General features: G+C 68.7%; 22 protein-coding genes. 19 read left to right on the top strand and 3 right to left on the bottom strand.

Annotated features, from left to right (window positions below; genetic code table 11):
* The first annotated feature begins 1,389 nt into the window (after nt 1-1,389).
* A complete protein-coding gene (locus tag WME83_RS45535) occupies nt 1,390-1,962 on the top strand; it encodes a hypothetical protein (protein WP_437315959.1) in 573 nt (190 codons plus the stop codon).
* Nucleotides 1,963-2,054: 92 nt separating this feature from the next.
* On the opposite strand, the gene WME83_RS45530 is transcribed toward WME83_RS45535, so the two are convergent.
* The 3 genes from WME83_RS45530 to WME83_RS45520 all read right to left on the bottom strand — a co-directional run bounded on the left by WME83_RS45530 (nt 2,055) and on the right by WME83_RS45520 (nt 5,623).
* Nucleotides 2,055-3,479, bottom strand: coding sequence for a hypothetical protein (locus tag WME83_RS45530; RefSeq protein ID WP_437315958.1), 1,425 nt, complete (start codon nt 3,477-3,479; stop codon nt 2,055-2,057).
* Nucleotides 3,480-3,708: 229 nt separating this feature from the next.
* The gene (locus tag WME83_RS45525) at nt 3,709-4,599 is read right to left on the bottom strand and encodes an SUMF1/EgtB/PvdO family nonheme iron enzyme (protein WP_437315957.1); all 891 of its coding nucleotides are present in this window, start codon (nt 4,597-4,599) and stop codon (nt 3,709-3,711) included.
* Between the two features lie 328 nt (nt 4,600-4,927).
* Nucleotides 4,928-5,623, bottom strand: a complete 696-nt coding sequence (locus WME83_RS45520; protein WP_437315956.1) for a hypothetical protein — start codon at nt 5,621-5,623, stop codon at nt 4,928-4,930.
* 709 nt (nt 5,624-6,332) lie between these two features.
* Here WME83_RS45520 and rplV point away from each other — a divergent pair.
* The 18 genes from rplV (at nt 6,333) to infA (ending at nt 15,134) form a co-directional block, all read left to right on the top strand.
* Nucleotides 6,333-6,671: a 50S ribosomal protein L22 gene (rplV, locus tag WME83_RS45515; RefSeq protein WP_012240567.1), complete on the top strand. Its 339-nt coding sequence runs from the start codon at nt 6,333-6,335 to the stop codon at nt 6,669-6,671.
* Between the two features lie 17 nt (nt 6,672-6,688).
* The gene (gene rpsC, locus WME83_RS45510) at nt 6,689-7,381 is read left to right on the top strand and encodes a 30S ribosomal protein S3 (RefSeq protein WP_020740980.1); all 693 of its coding nucleotides are present in this window, start codon (nt 6,689-6,691) and stop codon (nt 7,379-7,381) included.
* Nucleotides 7,382-7,393: 12 nt separating this feature from the next.
* Nucleotides 7,394-7,807 (top strand): 50S ribosomal protein L16, encoded by a 414-nt coding sequence (rplP, locus tag WME83_RS45505; RefSeq protein WP_020740979.1) that lies wholly within the window; start codon nt 7,394-7,396, stop codon nt 7,805-7,807.
* A gap of 8 nt (nt 7,808-7,815) precedes the next feature.
* Entirely contained in the window at nt 7,816-8,019 is a 204-nt protein-coding gene (gene rpmC / locus WME83_RS45500; RefSeq protein WP_012240564.1) for a 50S ribosomal protein L29, read from the top strand.
* A gap of 56 nt (nt 8,020-8,075) precedes the next feature.
* The gene (rpsQ, locus tag WME83_RS45495; RefSeq protein WP_061628603.1) at nt 8,076-8,375 is read left to right on the top strand and encodes a 30S ribosomal protein S17; all 300 of its coding nucleotides are present in this window, start codon (nt 8,076-8,078) and stop codon (nt 8,373-8,375) included.
* A gap of 4 nt (nt 8,376-8,379) precedes the next feature.
* Nucleotides 8,380-8,748, top strand: coding sequence for a 50S ribosomal protein L14 (rplN, locus tag WME83_RS45490; RefSeq protein WP_020740977.1), 369 nt, complete (start codon nt 8,380-8,382; stop codon nt 8,746-8,748).
* Nucleotides 8,748-9,065: a 50S ribosomal protein L24 gene (gene rplX, locus WME83_RS45485; protein WP_437315955.1), complete on the top strand. Its 318-nt coding sequence runs from the start codon at nt 8,748-8,750 to the stop codon at nt 9,063-9,065. The genes rplN and rplX overlap by 1 nt, the downstream gene beginning before the upstream one ends.
* A 2-nt stretch (nt 9,066-9,067) precedes the next feature.
* A complete protein-coding gene (gene rplE / locus WME83_RS45480; protein WP_437315954.1) occupies nt 9,068-9,799 on the top strand; it encodes a 50S ribosomal protein L5 in 732 nt (243 codons plus the stop codon).
* 10 nt (nt 9,800-9,809) lie between these two features.
* A complete protein-coding gene (locus WME83_RS45475; protein WP_437315953.1) occupies nt 9,810-9,995 on the top strand; it encodes a type Z 30S ribosomal protein S14 in 186 nt (61 codons plus the stop codon).
* Between the two features lie 4 nt (nt 9,996-9,999).
* Nucleotides 10,000-10,395 (top strand): 30S ribosomal protein S8, encoded by a 396-nt coding sequence (gene rpsH, locus WME83_RS45470; RefSeq protein WP_020740974.1) that lies wholly within the window; start codon nt 10,000-10,002, stop codon nt 10,393-10,395.
* The gene (gene rplF, locus WME83_RS45465) at nt 10,395-11,024 is read left to right on the top strand and encodes a 50S ribosomal protein L6 (RefSeq protein WP_437315952.1); all 630 of its coding nucleotides are present in this window, start codon (nt 10,395-10,397) and stop codon (nt 11,022-11,024) included. The genes rpsH and rplF overlap by 1 nt, the downstream gene beginning before the upstream one ends.
* Nucleotides 11,025-11,071: 47 nt before the next feature.
* On the top strand, nt 11,072-11,431 hold the full coding sequence (gene rplR / locus WME83_RS45460; RefSeq protein ID WP_020740972.1) for a 50S ribosomal protein L18: 360 nt from the start codon (nt 11,072-11,074) through the stop codon (nt 11,429-11,431).
* Nucleotides 11,432-11,510: 79 nt separating this feature from the next.
* The gene (rpsE, locus tag WME83_RS45455) at nt 11,511-12,119 is read left to right on the top strand and encodes a 30S ribosomal protein S5 (RefSeq protein WP_437315951.1); all 609 of its coding nucleotides are present in this window, start codon (nt 11,511-11,513) and stop codon (nt 12,117-12,119) included.
* Nucleotides 12,116-12,319, top strand: a complete 204-nt coding sequence (rpmD, locus tag WME83_RS45450; RefSeq protein WP_061609605.1) for a 50S ribosomal protein L30 — start codon at nt 12,116-12,118, stop codon at nt 12,317-12,319. The genes rpsE and rpmD overlap by 4 nt, the downstream gene beginning before the upstream one ends.
* 50 nt (nt 12,320-12,369) lie before the next feature.
* Complete coding sequence (gene rplO, locus WME83_RS45445; RefSeq protein WP_437315950.1) at nt 12,370-12,861, top strand: 50S ribosomal protein L15; 492 nt, start codon at nt 12,370-12,372, stop codon at nt 12,859-12,861.
* A gap of 44 nt (nt 12,862-12,905) precedes the next feature.
* On the top strand, nt 12,906-14,234 hold the full coding sequence (gene secY / locus WME83_RS45440; RefSeq protein WP_437315949.1) for a preprotein translocase subunit SecY: 1,329 nt from the start codon (nt 12,906-12,908) through the stop codon (nt 14,232-14,234).
* Nucleotides 14,235-14,244: 10 nt separating this feature from the next.
* On the top strand, nt 14,245-14,886 hold the full coding sequence (locus WME83_RS45435; protein ID WP_437315948.1) for an adenylate kinase: 642 nt from the start codon (nt 14,245-14,247) through the stop codon (nt 14,884-14,886).
* Nucleotides 14,883-15,134, top strand: a complete 252-nt coding sequence (gene infA / locus WME83_RS45430) for a translation initiation factor IF-1 (RefSeq protein WP_129579869.1) — start codon at nt 14,883-14,885, stop codon at nt 15,132-15,134. The genes WME83_RS45435 and infA overlap by 4 nt, the downstream gene beginning before the upstream one ends.
* Nucleotides 15,135-15,150: the final 16 nt, after the last annotated feature.

Below are 15,150 nucleotides of genomic sequence, written 5' to 3'. Positions count from 1 at the left end.
TCAACGGATTGTGGGCGGCTGGTCAATCCCGTCCGACCACCGGGCCAGCGTCGACCTCGGCCCGCGCGGATTCCGGGTCCCCGTGGATATGGACAGGAAGGCGTTCGAAGAAGTCGAGGCGGAGCGGGCCGGGCCGCCGCCGTTGCTCCTGCTTCGCTCATTGGAGTAGGCGCCAATGTCGTAGAGCCCGTGCACCTGGAGCGCGAACCGCGCGCCGCGCTCGAGGGCGCCGGGCCGAAGGCTGAGCCCACTCGGGAGCGCTCGATCGGACAGGCCGAGCACGGCGATGAGCCCTCGTCGGCGCTCTTCTCTATAACGAGAGGTCCTGCTGGATAGGCCGCGCGCCGGTCCGGCGGGCGCGACGGGCTCCAGCCGGCCGCCCCGCGTCGCCCGCGGGAGAGATGTGCCGCGCGTGATGTCGAGATCGGCGCCGCGCCGAGAGGGCGCGTGCCCTGGATGGCGTCGGCGCCGCCGGCGTGGAGTCATCAGTCCGAAGAGCTCGGCGGGTTGGCTTTTGATCGAGGCGCGGCAGAGCGCGCGAGCCCGCGCAATCCCGCAGAGATGAGCGCATGCCGCGCAGAGCGCTCGCTCAGCGCAGCGGCTCGCGACGAGCCTGCCGACGACTCGCGCCGGCGCAGTGCGCTCAAGCAGGCGCGCGGGCATAGACGCCGGCGTCGCGCCGCGGGCGGACAGGGAAGCGGCGCGCTCGGCGAGAGGCCGTGGCGCCGCGCACCCGGGGCCGGGGCGCTCGCGGGGTCGGCCCTGATTCATGCCCCTCCGGCGCTGATAGCGAAGCTCCCCCGCCACGCCCCTCCCGAGGGGCGGCATCGTATCATCATGCGCCTGCATAGGTCAGTCGTGCGCCCAGGGCGTGCAATGTAGCCATGCGCTGGCCGCCTGTGTGTGGTCGCCAGGCGCTCGCACCCGGCGCGGGGCCCTTCAATGATTGGGGGGGAGGCCCAGGCCGGGGTCGATGCGCCCCGCAGTTGTGCGCGAGCCCGCATTGCCGCCCGCGACGGGCCTGATCGAGGAGCGGGGTTGCTCGGTTCTCATACAGTGCTCACCTGACCGGCCTCGAGCACCCGAGACACGCAATGCCGCGGTGCAGCGTGGGGTGCCTGAGAGGGTTGTCGCGGCTCGGGCCGTCCTGCGCGGGGGAGGGGTCTCGGCTATCAATCGACGCGCGCAGGGGCGCTTCATCGCTCGGCTCGTGTCGAGCAAAGCAGCCCAGCCGTTCGTGGCCGTCCAATGAGCTCTCCGATTGAGCCCGCCCGCAGCGCCTATTGAAAGAAAAGACGGCCGGCTATCCTCAATTCGCTTGACCAGGCAAGTGGCAACGGCATAGTCGTATCCAACCGCCGAGCTGGATTCGGCGACGAGGGAGAGCACATGGCGACCGATGCCTTTTCACAGCAGATTGTAAACCTCGTGCGGAAAATGCCGGACGAGGCGATCCTCGCGCTCGTCAAGAATCAGCTGGGCGCCGTGACAGGGGAAGCGCCGTTGGTTCCTCCGCCGGCACCGCGCCGCAGCCGTACGCGCGCCCGCGCTGGAGCGGTCCAGTCCAAACCTTCTTCCGTCGCGGCCAAGCGTGGCGCCGCGCCGAAGCGCCGGCCCGGCCGCCCGCGCAAGTCGCCGGCCGCCTCGGCGGAGCGTCAGGAGACGCTCGACGCGGTCGAGCGTGTCGTCAAGGCGAGCTCTGGCGTCAGCGCGAGCGAGGTGGCGAAGCAGGCGGGTATCCCGCAGACGCGCGCCGCCGCAGCGCTGAAGGAGCTCAAGCTGGAGAAGCGGATTTTTCAGGGGGGCGACCGCCGCTTCGCCCGCTATGCAGGCGACGCCAAGACGGCCGAGCAGGCGAGCGCGAACGCGCGCAAGACCGCGGCCGGGCCTGCGCCTGCTGCGAAGAAGCCGAGCGTCAAGGGGCGCAAGCGCGTCGCTCAGGCTGCCGCGCCCGCGAAGTAGGTCAAGCGACCACTGCGCACGCCAGGGTCAGATGGGATGGAGGCTTTGCTGACGCGTCGCGTTCAGAATGGCTGTCCCGTTCGAGACGGAGCTCAGGGCGGGCTCCAGGTGAGCCCGCTATCCTCAGAGGCCATGACGTACCAGCCGCGACGCGATGTCCCGGTGACATCGGCCTGGAGGAGCATCAACAGTCGATTTCCGAAGGAGAGGAGCGCTCCGAGCTCGATACGGCCGCGCTCGCCCGAGTCTTCGCCGATTACCCTGGGGACGTCGTAGATCTTACCTGCTTCCGGCGATTGCGCGATATAGAGCCCCCACCGGGTCGCGGTGCGGGACGTCAGCACCGCGGCGACCCCCTGGCGTGTGGGCGCCAGGGCGATAGACCGCTCGTGCGGCTCCAGCCAGGGGCGAAAGGGCGGTTTCTCGGCGAGCACGCAGGCGCCTTCGAGGGTGCACGTCGCGAGGGTGCGCTCTCCGGTGGTGGGAGCGACAACCTCGACCATGATCCGGTCGGCCGCGCAGCCGACCGCGGCTGCGGGGGCGGCTTTCGCGGGGAGCTTCAGCACGGCTGTCTGCGTCGCGGAGACGGCGAGCACGGCCGTTTTGTCGGGCGGCTGGGGCACAACCTGGATCGACCATCCGGCGAAGTCGCACGCAGGGGGAGCAGAGAGCGCGGCCGTCGCCGCTGGGCTCATCGCGAGTCCCTCGATGATCCGGGGCGCGTCGAGCGGCTTTCCCGGCTCGGGGACGGGCCGCGCGAGGAGGTTGCGCCCGCGCACCGACAGGATCGCCGGCGGGCGGCCATAGGGCACCGGCAGCGCCTGTTCTTGCGTTGGGAGCTGGACCGGCGGCACCGGCGCGGCTCCGGGCAGCCCCGCATAGACGAGGGTCGCGCGTCGGGGTCTCGGCTCGACGAGCAGCGCGGCGCTCTCGGCCGAGAGCACCGCAGGTATGGAGTTCGCGAGCGGCCGCGCTCCGCGGCCCAGCTCGGGCAGCGCGACCGACGAGGGCGCCGAGAGCTCGCTCGCCTCGAACGGAGCGAAGAAGAGGCTCGGCGGGTCCACCGCGGGCGGCGCGCCTCGAGCGCCGCGCGCGTCCTGCGCCGGCGCCGGGCCGCGCGGGCCGGCGGTGAGCACGGTGGCGCCGTCGGCGCCGACCGACCAGGTGGACCACCCCTCGCGGAGACGCCGCAGAGAGCGCCACGTCCTGCCGGCGGTCTCGGTCACGAGCGCGATCGCCTCGTTCTCGACCTCGCCTGTCACCACCGCGCGCTTGTCGTCGAGCACGAACACCCGTCGCCATCGGGTCGACGACGGGGCGAGCGCCGAGGCGATGCCTCGCGCCTGGCCAATGGCCGTGGTGAGCTCATCCTGCGACGCCGCGCCCGGCGGCGGGACGGTGATGGGCTCTGGCTTTTCCTTCTTCCGGCACCCGAGCGCCAGGAGGGCGGTCAGGGCGGCGAGGGCGGTCGCGACGGCGCGACGCCGCGCCGCCGCGCTCACTCCGGAGTCGAGCATCGGCATTCTCTTCGCTGGTGTCGCCTGGGATCGCTGCGCCGCATCGCCGGGCTGTCGCCGACTGCCACGCTCGGCCGCGCCGCGCCGGAGCGGTCGATCCGTGGCGTGGGCCACAGCGCCGCCGCGGGGCGCGGGCGGGGCGCTCGCCTGGATTCCTCGCCGCATCGCCTCGAGCTCCGCGCCCGCCTCGCGGCCGCTCTACCGCCGGCCGCACGCCGTGCGGCCAGCACTAGTCGGCCTGCTCCGGATCCATGCAGCACCGGAAGCCCGTCGAGTAGTCGTGGTAGCCGAAGGAGTGCGCGGTCGTCGCGTACTTGCACCCCTCGCCGTTGCGCGTCGTGTCCATGAAATAGCCGCCGCGGAAGGTGCCGCTCGGATCGTCGACCCACTCGTGGAGGTTGCCGACCATGTCGAACACGCCGTAGCCATTGGTGCACCCCGCGCGCTCGCCCGTCGGGAGCAGCGCGTTGGACAGCTGGTTGATGAGCGGGTTGTTCATCGCGCTCGTCCAGTGCTCCTCGGACTTGATGCCGAGCAGCGCCGCGATCTCGGCGACGGGGTGCACCGGTCGCTCGTCGTCGTTGCACACGCCGTGCTGGCGGCTCGCGCCGTAGGGGAAGAGCGTCTCATCGGGCCCTCGGCAGGCGCTCACCCACTCGTCCGAGGTGCACAGGCGCTTGCCGGACGCCGCGCACGCCCGCTTGGCCTGAAGCCCGCTGATGTAGCCCTGCGGGATGACGCCCGGCCAGGACACGGCGCGGACGCGGCGCTCGTTGCCGTCGACGGGATCGAAGGGCGACCACGGGCGCTCGCCGCCGGGCGTCAGCTCGACCAGGGAGCCCTCCCAGCGGTCGACGCACACGCGATCTTCGACGAGGGCCATCTCGGCCGGACAGCGCGTGCTGCTCGTCGACGAGGACACCGCGGCGGCGCTGGTCTCGGGCTCCATCACGGACGCGATCGCGGTGCTGTCCTTGACGGTCGAGAGCGCGCTCTCCTTCGCCTTGAGGGGCCGCTCCACGACGATGGCGGCGGCGCCCTCGAACGACGCTCGCGCCACCACGCGCGGCGTGATCTGCTCGGCGGTCGTCGACCCCGGCGCGCAGCCGGCCGACGCCACGACCAGTCCGAGCAGGACACCGCCGCGGTATGCACGCGCCCCCGACGAACGCGGAAGGGAAGTTGCCAGACGCGGGCGGGAGAGGTCCTTGGCCACGGCGGAGCCGAGGATCCCTTCCCGCCATCTTTTTTGCAACCGAATACCGCCCTCGGGGGACCCCCGAAGGCGCGTACGGGAGAGGGTGCGCGCGCCGGGGCGCTAGGGTGGGCGCAGGCTGGGGACCGGCCCAGAGGTCATCGCATGTGCGTTGAGCGGTGGGGGAAAAGAACCGCGAGAGCAGAGAGGGCGCTGCGCGCGCCCTCGGCCCCGCCTTCGCGCGAGGACCTTTTCAGAAGCTCATCACGGTCTCGTAGCAGTCGCGGTAGGCCGCGCCGCAGGTGAGGTCCTCATCCGCCTCGTTGATGCACTCGACGAGCTCGTCCACGCCGCCATCGCTGAAGGGGTTCAGATCGGCTGCGCACTGCCCCTCGTTGAACGACTCATCGCATTGGTCGGCGATCCCGTCGCAGATCGTGAGCGCCTGGTTGGGGCAGGCGTTCTCGTACATCTCGGTGAGGCAATCCTGGGCGGGTTCGAGATCGCACGCGTACTGCACGCCGATGTCCGCCAGGCAGTCAACCAAATCCGCCGCGTGGCTCCGGGCGAACAGGAGGAAGGCGCGCTTGCAGAGCCGGTAGCCGATGGGCTCCTCGTTGCGGTCGTCGCCGCACTGGCTCGTCGCCCCCTGCGCCGGCGCGATGTTCAGCCGCTCACATGCGTCCGCCGTGACGCTGCTGTTCCCGGCTTCGATGCACGCCGCTGCGCCGCCCTCGCCGCCCTCGCCGCCCTCGCCGCCCTCGCCGCCCTGACCGCCTTCGCCTCCGTCGCCCCCCTGGCCACCTTCACCCCAGTCGCCGCCCTCGCCGCCCTCGCCTCCGCCGGCCGAGGAGCTGTGGGTGACGCCGGGGCCGGTCGTCTGGTCCGGGTCGTTGTCCGTGTCCGCCGAGGTCACGACGCAGCCGCCGACGACGGCGGGCAAGATCAAGGTAAGCGCGAAGAAAGAATGGCGATGACGAGCAAGCATGGTCACGTTGCCTCCTACAATGTCGGGGAAGAGTTCCACAACCTGGTACGTTCGACTCAGCCTGGGGCTCTCCTATTCCCCTCGCAATCCTGTTCTTCGCCCCGGTCGAGCCGGACGAGGCCGATGCGCCGCGGACGCACCGGCGCCGTCCCGCTCAGGCCGCTCGGGCAGCCTGTTTCAGAAATGTTTCGCGTGTGTCAAGAGCGAATTTCGGGATCGTGAACGACCGAGCGCCTCCTGGATGTCGGCCCGCCGACGCGGGCGGCGGCCGGACGCGGGCGGGGAGGCCGGACGCGCGCGGGGAGGCCCCCTCCTGACGCCCGTTCAGGAAAGTCTGAAAAGCTGCTCAGGTCGCTCGGGCGCGAGAAACAAACTGAAAGGACGCGGAAGGATCGCGCTTGCGTACGGCGCCTCCCGCTGGTAATCACCGCGCTCCGTTTTCCCGGGCGATCGGGTGTCCTCCCGGTCTCCCAGTAGAAGAGCCGTAACGGCGCTTCGATCTCAGCTCAGCCCCTTCGGCCGCCGCGGGAACCCCCCCGGTGACGCGAAGGGGGTCCGCGTCGATGGACGCCGGGCTGAGACCGGAAGCGTACGACGGTGCAACCGGTTCGCAGCGAACCGAAACCCGGTACGGAGTCACTCCGCCCGCCGGTGTCGCGAGGTGTCTCGAATGGTAAGCAAAGCCAGTGCGATGTTTTCGCGGATCGCCCCGCGTAAGGCACGCATGATCGCCGATCTCGTCCGAGGTCGCGACGCGGACGAGGCGATCCAGCTGCTCTCGTTCACGCAGAAGAGCGGCGCCCCCGTCCTGCGGAAGATCATCGAGAGCGCGGTCGCGAACGCCCAGCAGGCGGGCGCGGACATCGACGCGCTCTTCATCAGCAAGGCCACCGTCGACAAGGGGCCGAACAAGTTCAACCGCCGCTGGCGGCCGCGCGCGATGGGTCGTGCGACCCGGATCACCAAGGGCGTGTCGCACATCGTCATCGAAGTCGACGAGAGAAAGTAAGTAGAGGACCTGCCGATATGGGACAGAAGACCCATCCGTATGGCTTCCGCGTCGGTGTCATCAAGACGTGGAGCAGCAAGTGGTACGAGGACGGCGCCGCGTATCAGAAGTGGCTCCACCAGGACATCCGCATCAAGCGCGCGATCAAGCAGTACCTCTACAACGCGAACATCGCCGGCGTGGAGATCGAGCGCGCCGCGAACCGCGCGAAGGTGATCGTCTTCACCGCCCGCCCCGGCATGGTGATCGGCAAGGGCGGCAAGGGGATCGAGACGCTGAAGAGCGGCAACGTCGGCACCGCCTCCAAGGGCGAGACCCTCTTCCCCGGCGTGTCCTCGTTCACCGACAACGAGGTGTTCATCGACGTGCAGGAGGTCCGGAAGGCCGAGACCAACGCGCAGCTCGTCGCCGAGAACATCGCGACGCAGCTCGAGCGCCGGATCGCGTTCCGCCGGGCGATGAAGAAGGCGGTCTCCACCGCGATGAAGTTCGGCGCGAAGGGCATCCGCGTGCGCTGCGCCGGCAGGCTCGGCGGCAGCGAGATGAGCCGCGTCGAGACCTACCGCGAGGGCCGGGTGCCGCTGCACACGCTGCGCGCCGACATCGAGTTCGGCCTCGCCGAGGCGAAGACGAAGGTCGGCATCATCGGCGTGAAGGTCTGGATGTTCAAGGGCGAGGTCCTGCAGCGTAAGGCGCGCCGGATCCAGTAGAGGGATTGCAGAATGCTGTCTCCGAAGCGAACCAAGTTCCGCAAGATGCAGAAGGGGAACAACCGCGGCCTCGCCATGACGGGCAGCGACGTCTCCTTCGGCGACTTTGCGCTCCAGTGCGTCGAGCCGGCCCGCGTCACCTCGCGGCAGATCGAGGCGGCTCGTATGGCGATCCAGCGGCACGTGAAGCGCGCCGGCAAGCTGTGGATCCGCATCTTCCCGGACCGCCCGGTGACGAAGAAGCCGCTCGAGGTCCGCATGGGTGGGGGCAAGGGCGCGCCCGAGGAGTGGTGCGCCGTCGTGAAGCCGGGCCGCGTGATGTACGAGATCAGCGGCGTGAGCGAGGAGATCGCGAAGGAGGCCTTCCGCCTCGCGTCGCACAAGCTCCCGATGCAGTGCAAGTTCCTCGTCCGCGGGCTGACGTGAGGGAAGCGATGAAGGCGAAGGATTTGCGTGAACGCACCACCGAGCACCTGCGCGAGCTCGAGAAGTCGCTGGCGGCGGGCCTGTTCGAGGCGCGGTTCAAGAATTTCACGAATCGGCTGAACGACACGGCGACGATCCGCAAGGCGAAGCGGGATCTCGCGCGGGTGAAGACGATCCTCACGCAGCGCGCGCGTGCCGAGGAGAAGGCGTAGCCATGGCGACGAAGAAGAAGGCAGAGAACCAGCAGCCGGTCGCTGCGGCGCCCGAGCTGGCAGCCGCCGCGCCTGCGCAGGCCGAGACCGAGGCGAAGGCGCACGGCTTCCGGCGCAAGCTGGTCGGCAAGGTGACCAGCGACAAGATGGACAAGACGGTCACCGTCGAGGTCATCCGGAACGCGCTCGACCCTGTGTACAAGAAGTACGTCCGTCAGCGGGAGCGCTACAAGGCGCACGACGAGACGAACCAGTACAAGGTGGGCGATCGCGTCGAGATCACGGAGCACAGGCCGATCTCCCGCGACAAGCGGTGGCTCGTGACCAAGCTCGTTGCCCGGCCGGTGGAGGAGTAGCGCCATGATCCAGGTGTCGACGCATCTCGAGGTCGCGGACAACTCCGGCGCCCGAATCGTGAAGTGCATCAAGGTGCTCGGCGGCTCGCGCCGCAAGTACGCCGCGCTCGGCGACGTCATCGTCGTGTCGATCAAGGAAGCGCTGCCGGGGACCAAGGTGAAGAAGGGGGACACGGCGCGCGCCGTCGTCGTCCGCACCGCCCGGGAGTACCTCCGCTCGGACGGCAGCTACATCAAGTTCGATGGGAACAGCGCGGTCCTCATCAACAAGGAGAAGGAGCCGATCGGCACCCGCATCTTCGGGCCGGTCGCTCGCGAGCTGCGCGCGAAGAAGTTCATGAAGATCATCTCGCTCGCGCCGGAGGTCCTCTGATGAAGCGCCTCAGGGTCGGTGACCTCGTGCAGGTCATCAGCGGCAAGGAGCAGGGGAAGCAGGGCCGCATCACCAAGATCCTCGCCGACGAGGATCGCGTGGTGGTGGAGGGCCTGAACACGGTGACCCGCCACCAGCGGCCCACGCCGCGCAACCAAGAGGGCGGGAAGATCACCAAGGAGGCGCCGATTCACGCCTCCAAGGTCATGCCGGTCGATCCGGCGACGGGCAAGCCGACGCGCGTGAAGGTCAGCGTCGGTGAGGACGGCAAGAAGACGCGCGTCGGCAAGAGCGGCAGCGCGATCGGTGTGGGCTAGCCATGGCGGACAAGAAGGACAAGGACAAGGCGGCCAAGGACGGCGGCAAGGGCAAGGACAAGGACAAGCCCAAGCCGCAGCAGGCCAAGCCGCAGGCGCCCGCCAAGAGCAAGGAAGCCAAGGGCGCGAAGGGGAAGGGCGCGGAGGCCGAGGGCGGCGAGCCGACCGAGGCGCGCCCGCGCGACCCGAACTACACCCCGCGGCTGCGCACGCACTATCAGAAGAGCGTGACCGCCGCGCTCTCGAAGCGGTTCGGCTACAAGAACCCGATGATGGTGCCCCGCCTGCAGAAGGTGGTGCTCAACATGGGGCTCGGCGCCGCGGTGCAGAACCCGAAGATCATCGACTCGGCCGTCGAGGACATGCGGGCGATCTCCGGCCAGAAGCCGGTGGTGACCCGGGCCCGGAAGTCGATCGCGACCTTCAAGCTGCGCGAGAACCTGCCCATCGGGGTGATGGTGACCCTGCGCGCCGAGCGGATGTGGGAGTTCGTGGATCGCCTGATCGCGTTCTCCCTGCCGCGCGTCCGCGACTTCAAGGGCGTCAGCCCGAAGGGGTTCGACGGCAAGGGCAACTTCACGATGGGCCTGCGCGAGCAGATCATCTTCCCCGAGATCGACTACGACAAGATCGACGTCGTGAAGGGGCTCAACATCTCGTTCGTGACCACGGCGAAGACGGACGAAGAAGGACGCGCGCTCCTGACCGAGCTTGGCATCCCGTTCCGGCATTGAGGGATTTTCGATGGCCCGTGCAAAAGAGTTTGCGAAGCTGAACCGTCCGCCGAAGTTTACTACGCGGCACAAGAACCGTTGCAAGGTGTGCGGGCGCTCGCGCGCTTACTACCGCGACTTCGAGCTCTGCCGCGTCTGCCTTCGGTTGTTCGCGCTCCGTGGTGAGCTCCCTGGTGTGATCAAGGCCAGCTGGTGATTCTATGATGACCGATCCCATCGCCGACATGCTGACCCGCATTCGCAACGCGGCGCTCGCGCGGCACGACAGGACCGAGATCCCCGCGAGCCGCATCAAAGTTGCGGTCGCGGAGATCCTCAAGTCCGAGGGCTTCATCGCCGACGTGCGCGAGACCGAGGGTGAGGGTCCCAAGAAGCTGACGATCGTGCTCAAGTATGGGCGCGACCGCCAGAGCGCGATCGACGGCGTGCGCCGCGTCTCGCGCCCCGGGCGCCGCGTGTACGTGCGCCACGACAGGATCCCGCGCGTGTTCAGCGGGCTCGGGATCTCGATCCTGAGCACGTCCCGCGGGCTCATGAGCGACAGGGATGCGCGCCGCCTGAAGGTGGGCGGCGAGCTGCTCTGCGAGGTGTGGTGATGGAAGCTCAGGCGAACGCAGCCCAGCCCGCGAAGGGCAACGCGAACGGTGACAGCCGGCTCGCGACGAAGACGTCGCGCGTTGGCAAGCGTCCGATCGATCTGCCGAAGGGGGTCACCGCGACCGTCAACGGCCGGAAGATCGACATCAAGGGCCCGAAGGGGCAGCTCTCCCGCGCGATCACCGACAAGGTGGACATCAAGCTCGAGGGGGCCAGGCTCCACGTGAGCTCGGTGGCGCCCGGGCGCGACGGGTCGCGCCTCCAGGGGCTCACGCGGGCGCTCGTGGCCGCGATGGTGAAGGGCGTCGCCGAGGGGTACGAGCGGACGCTCGAGCTCAAGGGGACCGGCTACCGCGTCGAGCTCAAGGGCACGACGCTGAACTTCGCCCTCGGCTTTTCCCACCCCGTGACATTCGCGGTGCCGGCGGGCCTGACCGCGACGATCCCGGCGGACTCGAAGGGCACGGTCCTCACCCTGACGGGCGCGGACAAGGAGCTCATCGGGCAGACGGCCGCGACGATCCGCGGCTTCAGGCCGCCGGAGCCGTACGGCGGCAAGGGCGTGCGGTACCGCGGCGAGCGCGTGCGGGAGAAGGCTGGCAAGGCCGGCAAGGGCGGCAAGAAGTAAAGGCGAGCAGCGGCGGCGACGCCGCTGCACCGAGGGACGAGACGGTCATGGGCATGAAAATCGTCGGTCGGGAGCGCCGGAAGCTCCGTATCCGCAAGAAGGTCGAGGGGACGCCGGAGCGCCCGCGCCTCAGCGTCTTCCGCAGCTCGAAGCACATCTACGCGCAGGTCATCGACGACGTGAGCGGCAAGACCCTCGCCCACGCTTCGACGCTGTCGAAAGATCTGAAGGGCGCGCTCGACGAGGACAACAAGGTCGAGGCGGCGAAGAAGGTCGGGGCGCTGATCGCGAAGATCTGCAAAGAGAAGCAGATCGACAAGGTCGTCTTCGACCGCAACGGCTATCTGTACCACGGGCGCGTCAGCGCCCTCGCCCAGGCGGCGCGCGAGGCAGGTCTCGATTTCTGACTCCCACAGCCGCTGCCCTGATGGTGAGGGCGGCGGGCGCGGTCAACTGCCGCGGCGGAGAACGTGATAGAGGACGGATATGGCGTTCGATCATGTCGACGAAGAGAAGCTGAAAGAGCGAGTCATCCACATCAACCGCGTCGCCAAGGTCGTCAAGGGCGGCCGGCGTTTCAGCTTCTCGGCGCTGGTCGTGGTGGGCGACGAAGCGGGGCACGTGGGCGTCGGCCTGGGCAAGGCCAACGAGGTGCCGGAGGCCATCCGCAAGGGGAACGACCAGGCTCGCAAGAACCTGTTCCGCATCCCGCTCGACGGGGTGACCATCCCGCACGACTCGTTCGGCCACGTCGGGGCGGGCAAGGTCCTGCTGAAGCCGGCCAGCCCCGGGACGGGCGTCATCGCCGGCGGCGCGGTGCGCGCCGTCGTCGAGTCGGCGGGGATCCACGACGTGCTGTCGAAGTCGCTCGGCACGAGCAACCCGCACAACGTCGTGCACGCGACCGTCGCGGCGCTCCGCGGGCTGAAGAGCCCGGAGAGCGTCGCCGGGAAGCGGTCGATGCAGCTCGACTCGCTCGACTACCAGCGCCGCGGCGGCACCGGGACCGCGGGTCGTCGGCGCGCGAGCGTGGCGCCCCCCGGGCCGGGCGGCGCGCAGGGCGGCGGCGGCGGCGCTGAAGGAGGCTCGCAGTGAAGCTCCGCGTACGTCAGAAGGCCAGCAACATCGGCCAGGTCGAGCACACCCGCAAGGTCATCAAGGGGCTCGGCCTGCGCGGGCCGGGGTCCGAGGTGGTCGTCGCGAACACGCCCTCGTTCCGTGGCATGGTGAAGAAGATCCTCCACCTGGTCGAGGTGGAGGAGGTCGCCGACGAGGCAACCTCCCCGAAGTCCTGAGAAGCGAGATCGTCATCCCCGCGGAGCTGCCGCGTACGGAAGTGTGAAACATGGACATCCTCTCTAAGCTTCAAGCCCCTGAAGGCGCCGTAACCAAGAGGCTCCGCGTCGGCCGCGGCGTGGGGTCGGGCGTCGGCAAGACCTCTGGCCGCGGACAAAAAGGGCAGAAGGCGCGGGCGGGCGGCAACATCAACAAGAAGCACTTCCAGGGCGGGCAGACGCCGATCCAGCGCCGCCTCCCGAAGCGTGGCTTCCGGAATCCGCTCGCGGACATCGTCGCCAACGTCAACGTCGGCGCCCTCGAGGCGTTCGACGACGGCGCCCAGGTCGACGTGGCTGCGCTCCAGGCAAGCCGCCTCGTGCAGGGCCGGTTCGACGTCCTGAAGATCCTCGGCAGCGGCGAGCTCACGAAGAAGCTCACGGTGACCGCGCATCGCTTCTCCAAGGGAGCGATCTCGAAGATCGAGAAGGCGGGGGGTAAGGCGGTCGTCCTCGCGTCGCCCGCCTCCCAGGACAACTCGACGGACTCCTCGTCCTCGTAGCCAGCGCGAACGCGCCCCCACCAAGCCGGAGTCCAGGATCGCCTATGGCCAGCCTCGCGGGAATCACCAACTTCCACAAGATCCCCGAGCTCCGGCGACGCGTGATCTTCACCCTGGTGATGCTCGCGGTCTACCGGGTCGGCGTGTTCGTGACGACCCCGGGCGTCGACCGGAACGCGATGCGGCAGTACGTCGCGAAGCAGTCCGGGGGGCTGATCGGCTTCTTCAACATGTTCTCCGGCGGAGCGCTGGAGAACCTGTCGATCTTCGCGCTCGGGATCATGCCGTACATCTCGGCATCGATCATCATGCAGCTCATGGGCATGGTGTACAAGCCCATCGACGAGCTGCGAAAAGAGGGCGAGCAGGGGCGTCGCCGGCTCGATCAGTACACGCGGTACGGCACGGTCGCGCTCTCGCTGTTCCAGGCCTTCTCGATCGCGAAGATGCTCGAGGGCCTGTCGAGCAGCGAGACGGGGGCCGGCATCGTGAACCACCCCGGCATCGGCTTCCAGCTGATGACGGTCATCACGCTGACGACCGGGACCGCGTTCCTGATGTGGATCGGTGAGCAGATCACCGAGCGCGGGGTCTCGAACGGCGTCTCGCTCCTGATCTTCGCGAGCATCATCACGAGCATCCCCGAGCAGATCGGCAACTACTTCGCCCAGAACGCCGGCGATCTCCAGCCGCTGACGATGGCCGCGATCGCCGCGTTCATCGTGTTCGTCATCGGGATCATCGCGTTCTTCGAGAACGGCAGGCGCCAGATCCCGATCGTGTACTCGCGGCGCCAGGTCGGCCGCCGCGTGTACGGCGGGCAGACGGCGCACCTGCCGCTCAAGGTGAACACCGCGGGCACCATTCCCCCCATCTTCGCGTCGTCGCTGCTGATGTTCCCGCAGACGCTCGCGAACATGAACGTGCCCGGGGCCGACGCGCTCCAGGCGATCATCAACCGGGGGGACTGGGTCTTCAACACCGGCTACGCGCTGCTCATCATCTTCTTCTGCTTCTTCTACACGAACGTCACGTTCCAGCCGGTCGACGTCGCCGAGAACCTGAAGAAGCAGCAGGCAAATATCCCCGGGATCCGGCCAGGCAAGCAGACGGCGGACTACATCCACCGGGTGATCCAGCGGATCACCGTGGGCGGCGCGCTCTACGTCGCCGCGGTGTGCGTGGTCCCCTCGATCGTCGGCAACCTGCTGCGTGTCCCCTTCGGCTTCGGTGGGACGTCGCTCATGATCGTCGTGGGCGTCGCGCTCGACACGGTGAACCAGCTGGAGGCGCACCTGATCACGCGGAGCTACGAGGGGCTGACGGGCCCCGGTGCCACCCGCATCCGCGGCCGCAGGCTGCCGGAAGCGTGACGGAGGGCAAATGATCTTGGTTCTGGTGGGGCCTCCTGGGGCTGGGAAGGGTACGCAAGCGAAGCTGCTGTGCTCGCGCTTCGGTATCCCGCAGATCTCGACCGGCGACATGCTGCGCGAGGCCAAGCGGGCGGGCACGCTGGAGAAGCGTTACCTGGACATCATGGACTCGGGCGGGCTCCTGCCGGATGAGGCCGTCATCGGCCTCATCGCCCGGCGGACGGTCGAGCCCGACTGCGAGGGTGGTTTCCTTCTGGACGGATTTCCCAGGACGGTGCCTCAGGCGACCGCGCTCGACGAGCTCCTCGCCAGCCAGGGCGGCAGGCGGATTGATGCGGTGCTCCAGCTGGACGTTCCGCGCCCCCTGCTCGAGGAACGGCTGATCCATCGCCGGACCGACAAACGCAGTGGACAGATATATCATCTCGTTTATAATCCGCCGCCCCCCGGTGCGGAGCTAGAGCATCGGGCCGATGATCGGCCCGAGGCTGTTGCCAAGCGGCTCGATGCCTACGAGGCGATGACGGCTGCCCTTCTCCCGTTCTACGAGGAGAAGCAGCTGCTGCATCGCGTCGACGGGGTCGGGAAGCCAGACGAAGTTACGCACAGGGTGCTGTCGGCCCTCGGCCGATCGGGCTCGGGTGGAGAATGAGGCGTACGAAACAAGCCAGACCGCCGAAGGAACCGAAGGGCGACAAGCTCGAGTTCGACGGCGTGGTTCAAGAGGCCCTGCCGAACGCCATGTTTCGCGTGAAGGCGGACAACGGCCTGGGCGTCCTCGCGACCATCAGCGGCCGGATGCGGCAGTACTACATCAAGATCCTGCCGGGCGACCGCGTGACCGTCGAGGTCTCGCCGTACGACCCGAGCCGAGGCCGGATCACGTACCGGCACAAGTAACGTAGTTTTTTGAGGA

Origin of the sequence: Sorangium sp. So ce385 (assembly GCF_051474135.1) — a bacterium.
In the GTDB taxonomy this organism is placed as follows: domain Bacteria; phylum Myxococcota_A; class Polyangia; order Polyangiales; family Polyangiaceae; genus Sorangium; species Sorangium cellulosum_D.
The sequence above is the reverse complement of the archived record's forward strand: the minus strand, read 5'-3'. Positions and strand labels throughout refer to the sequence as shown.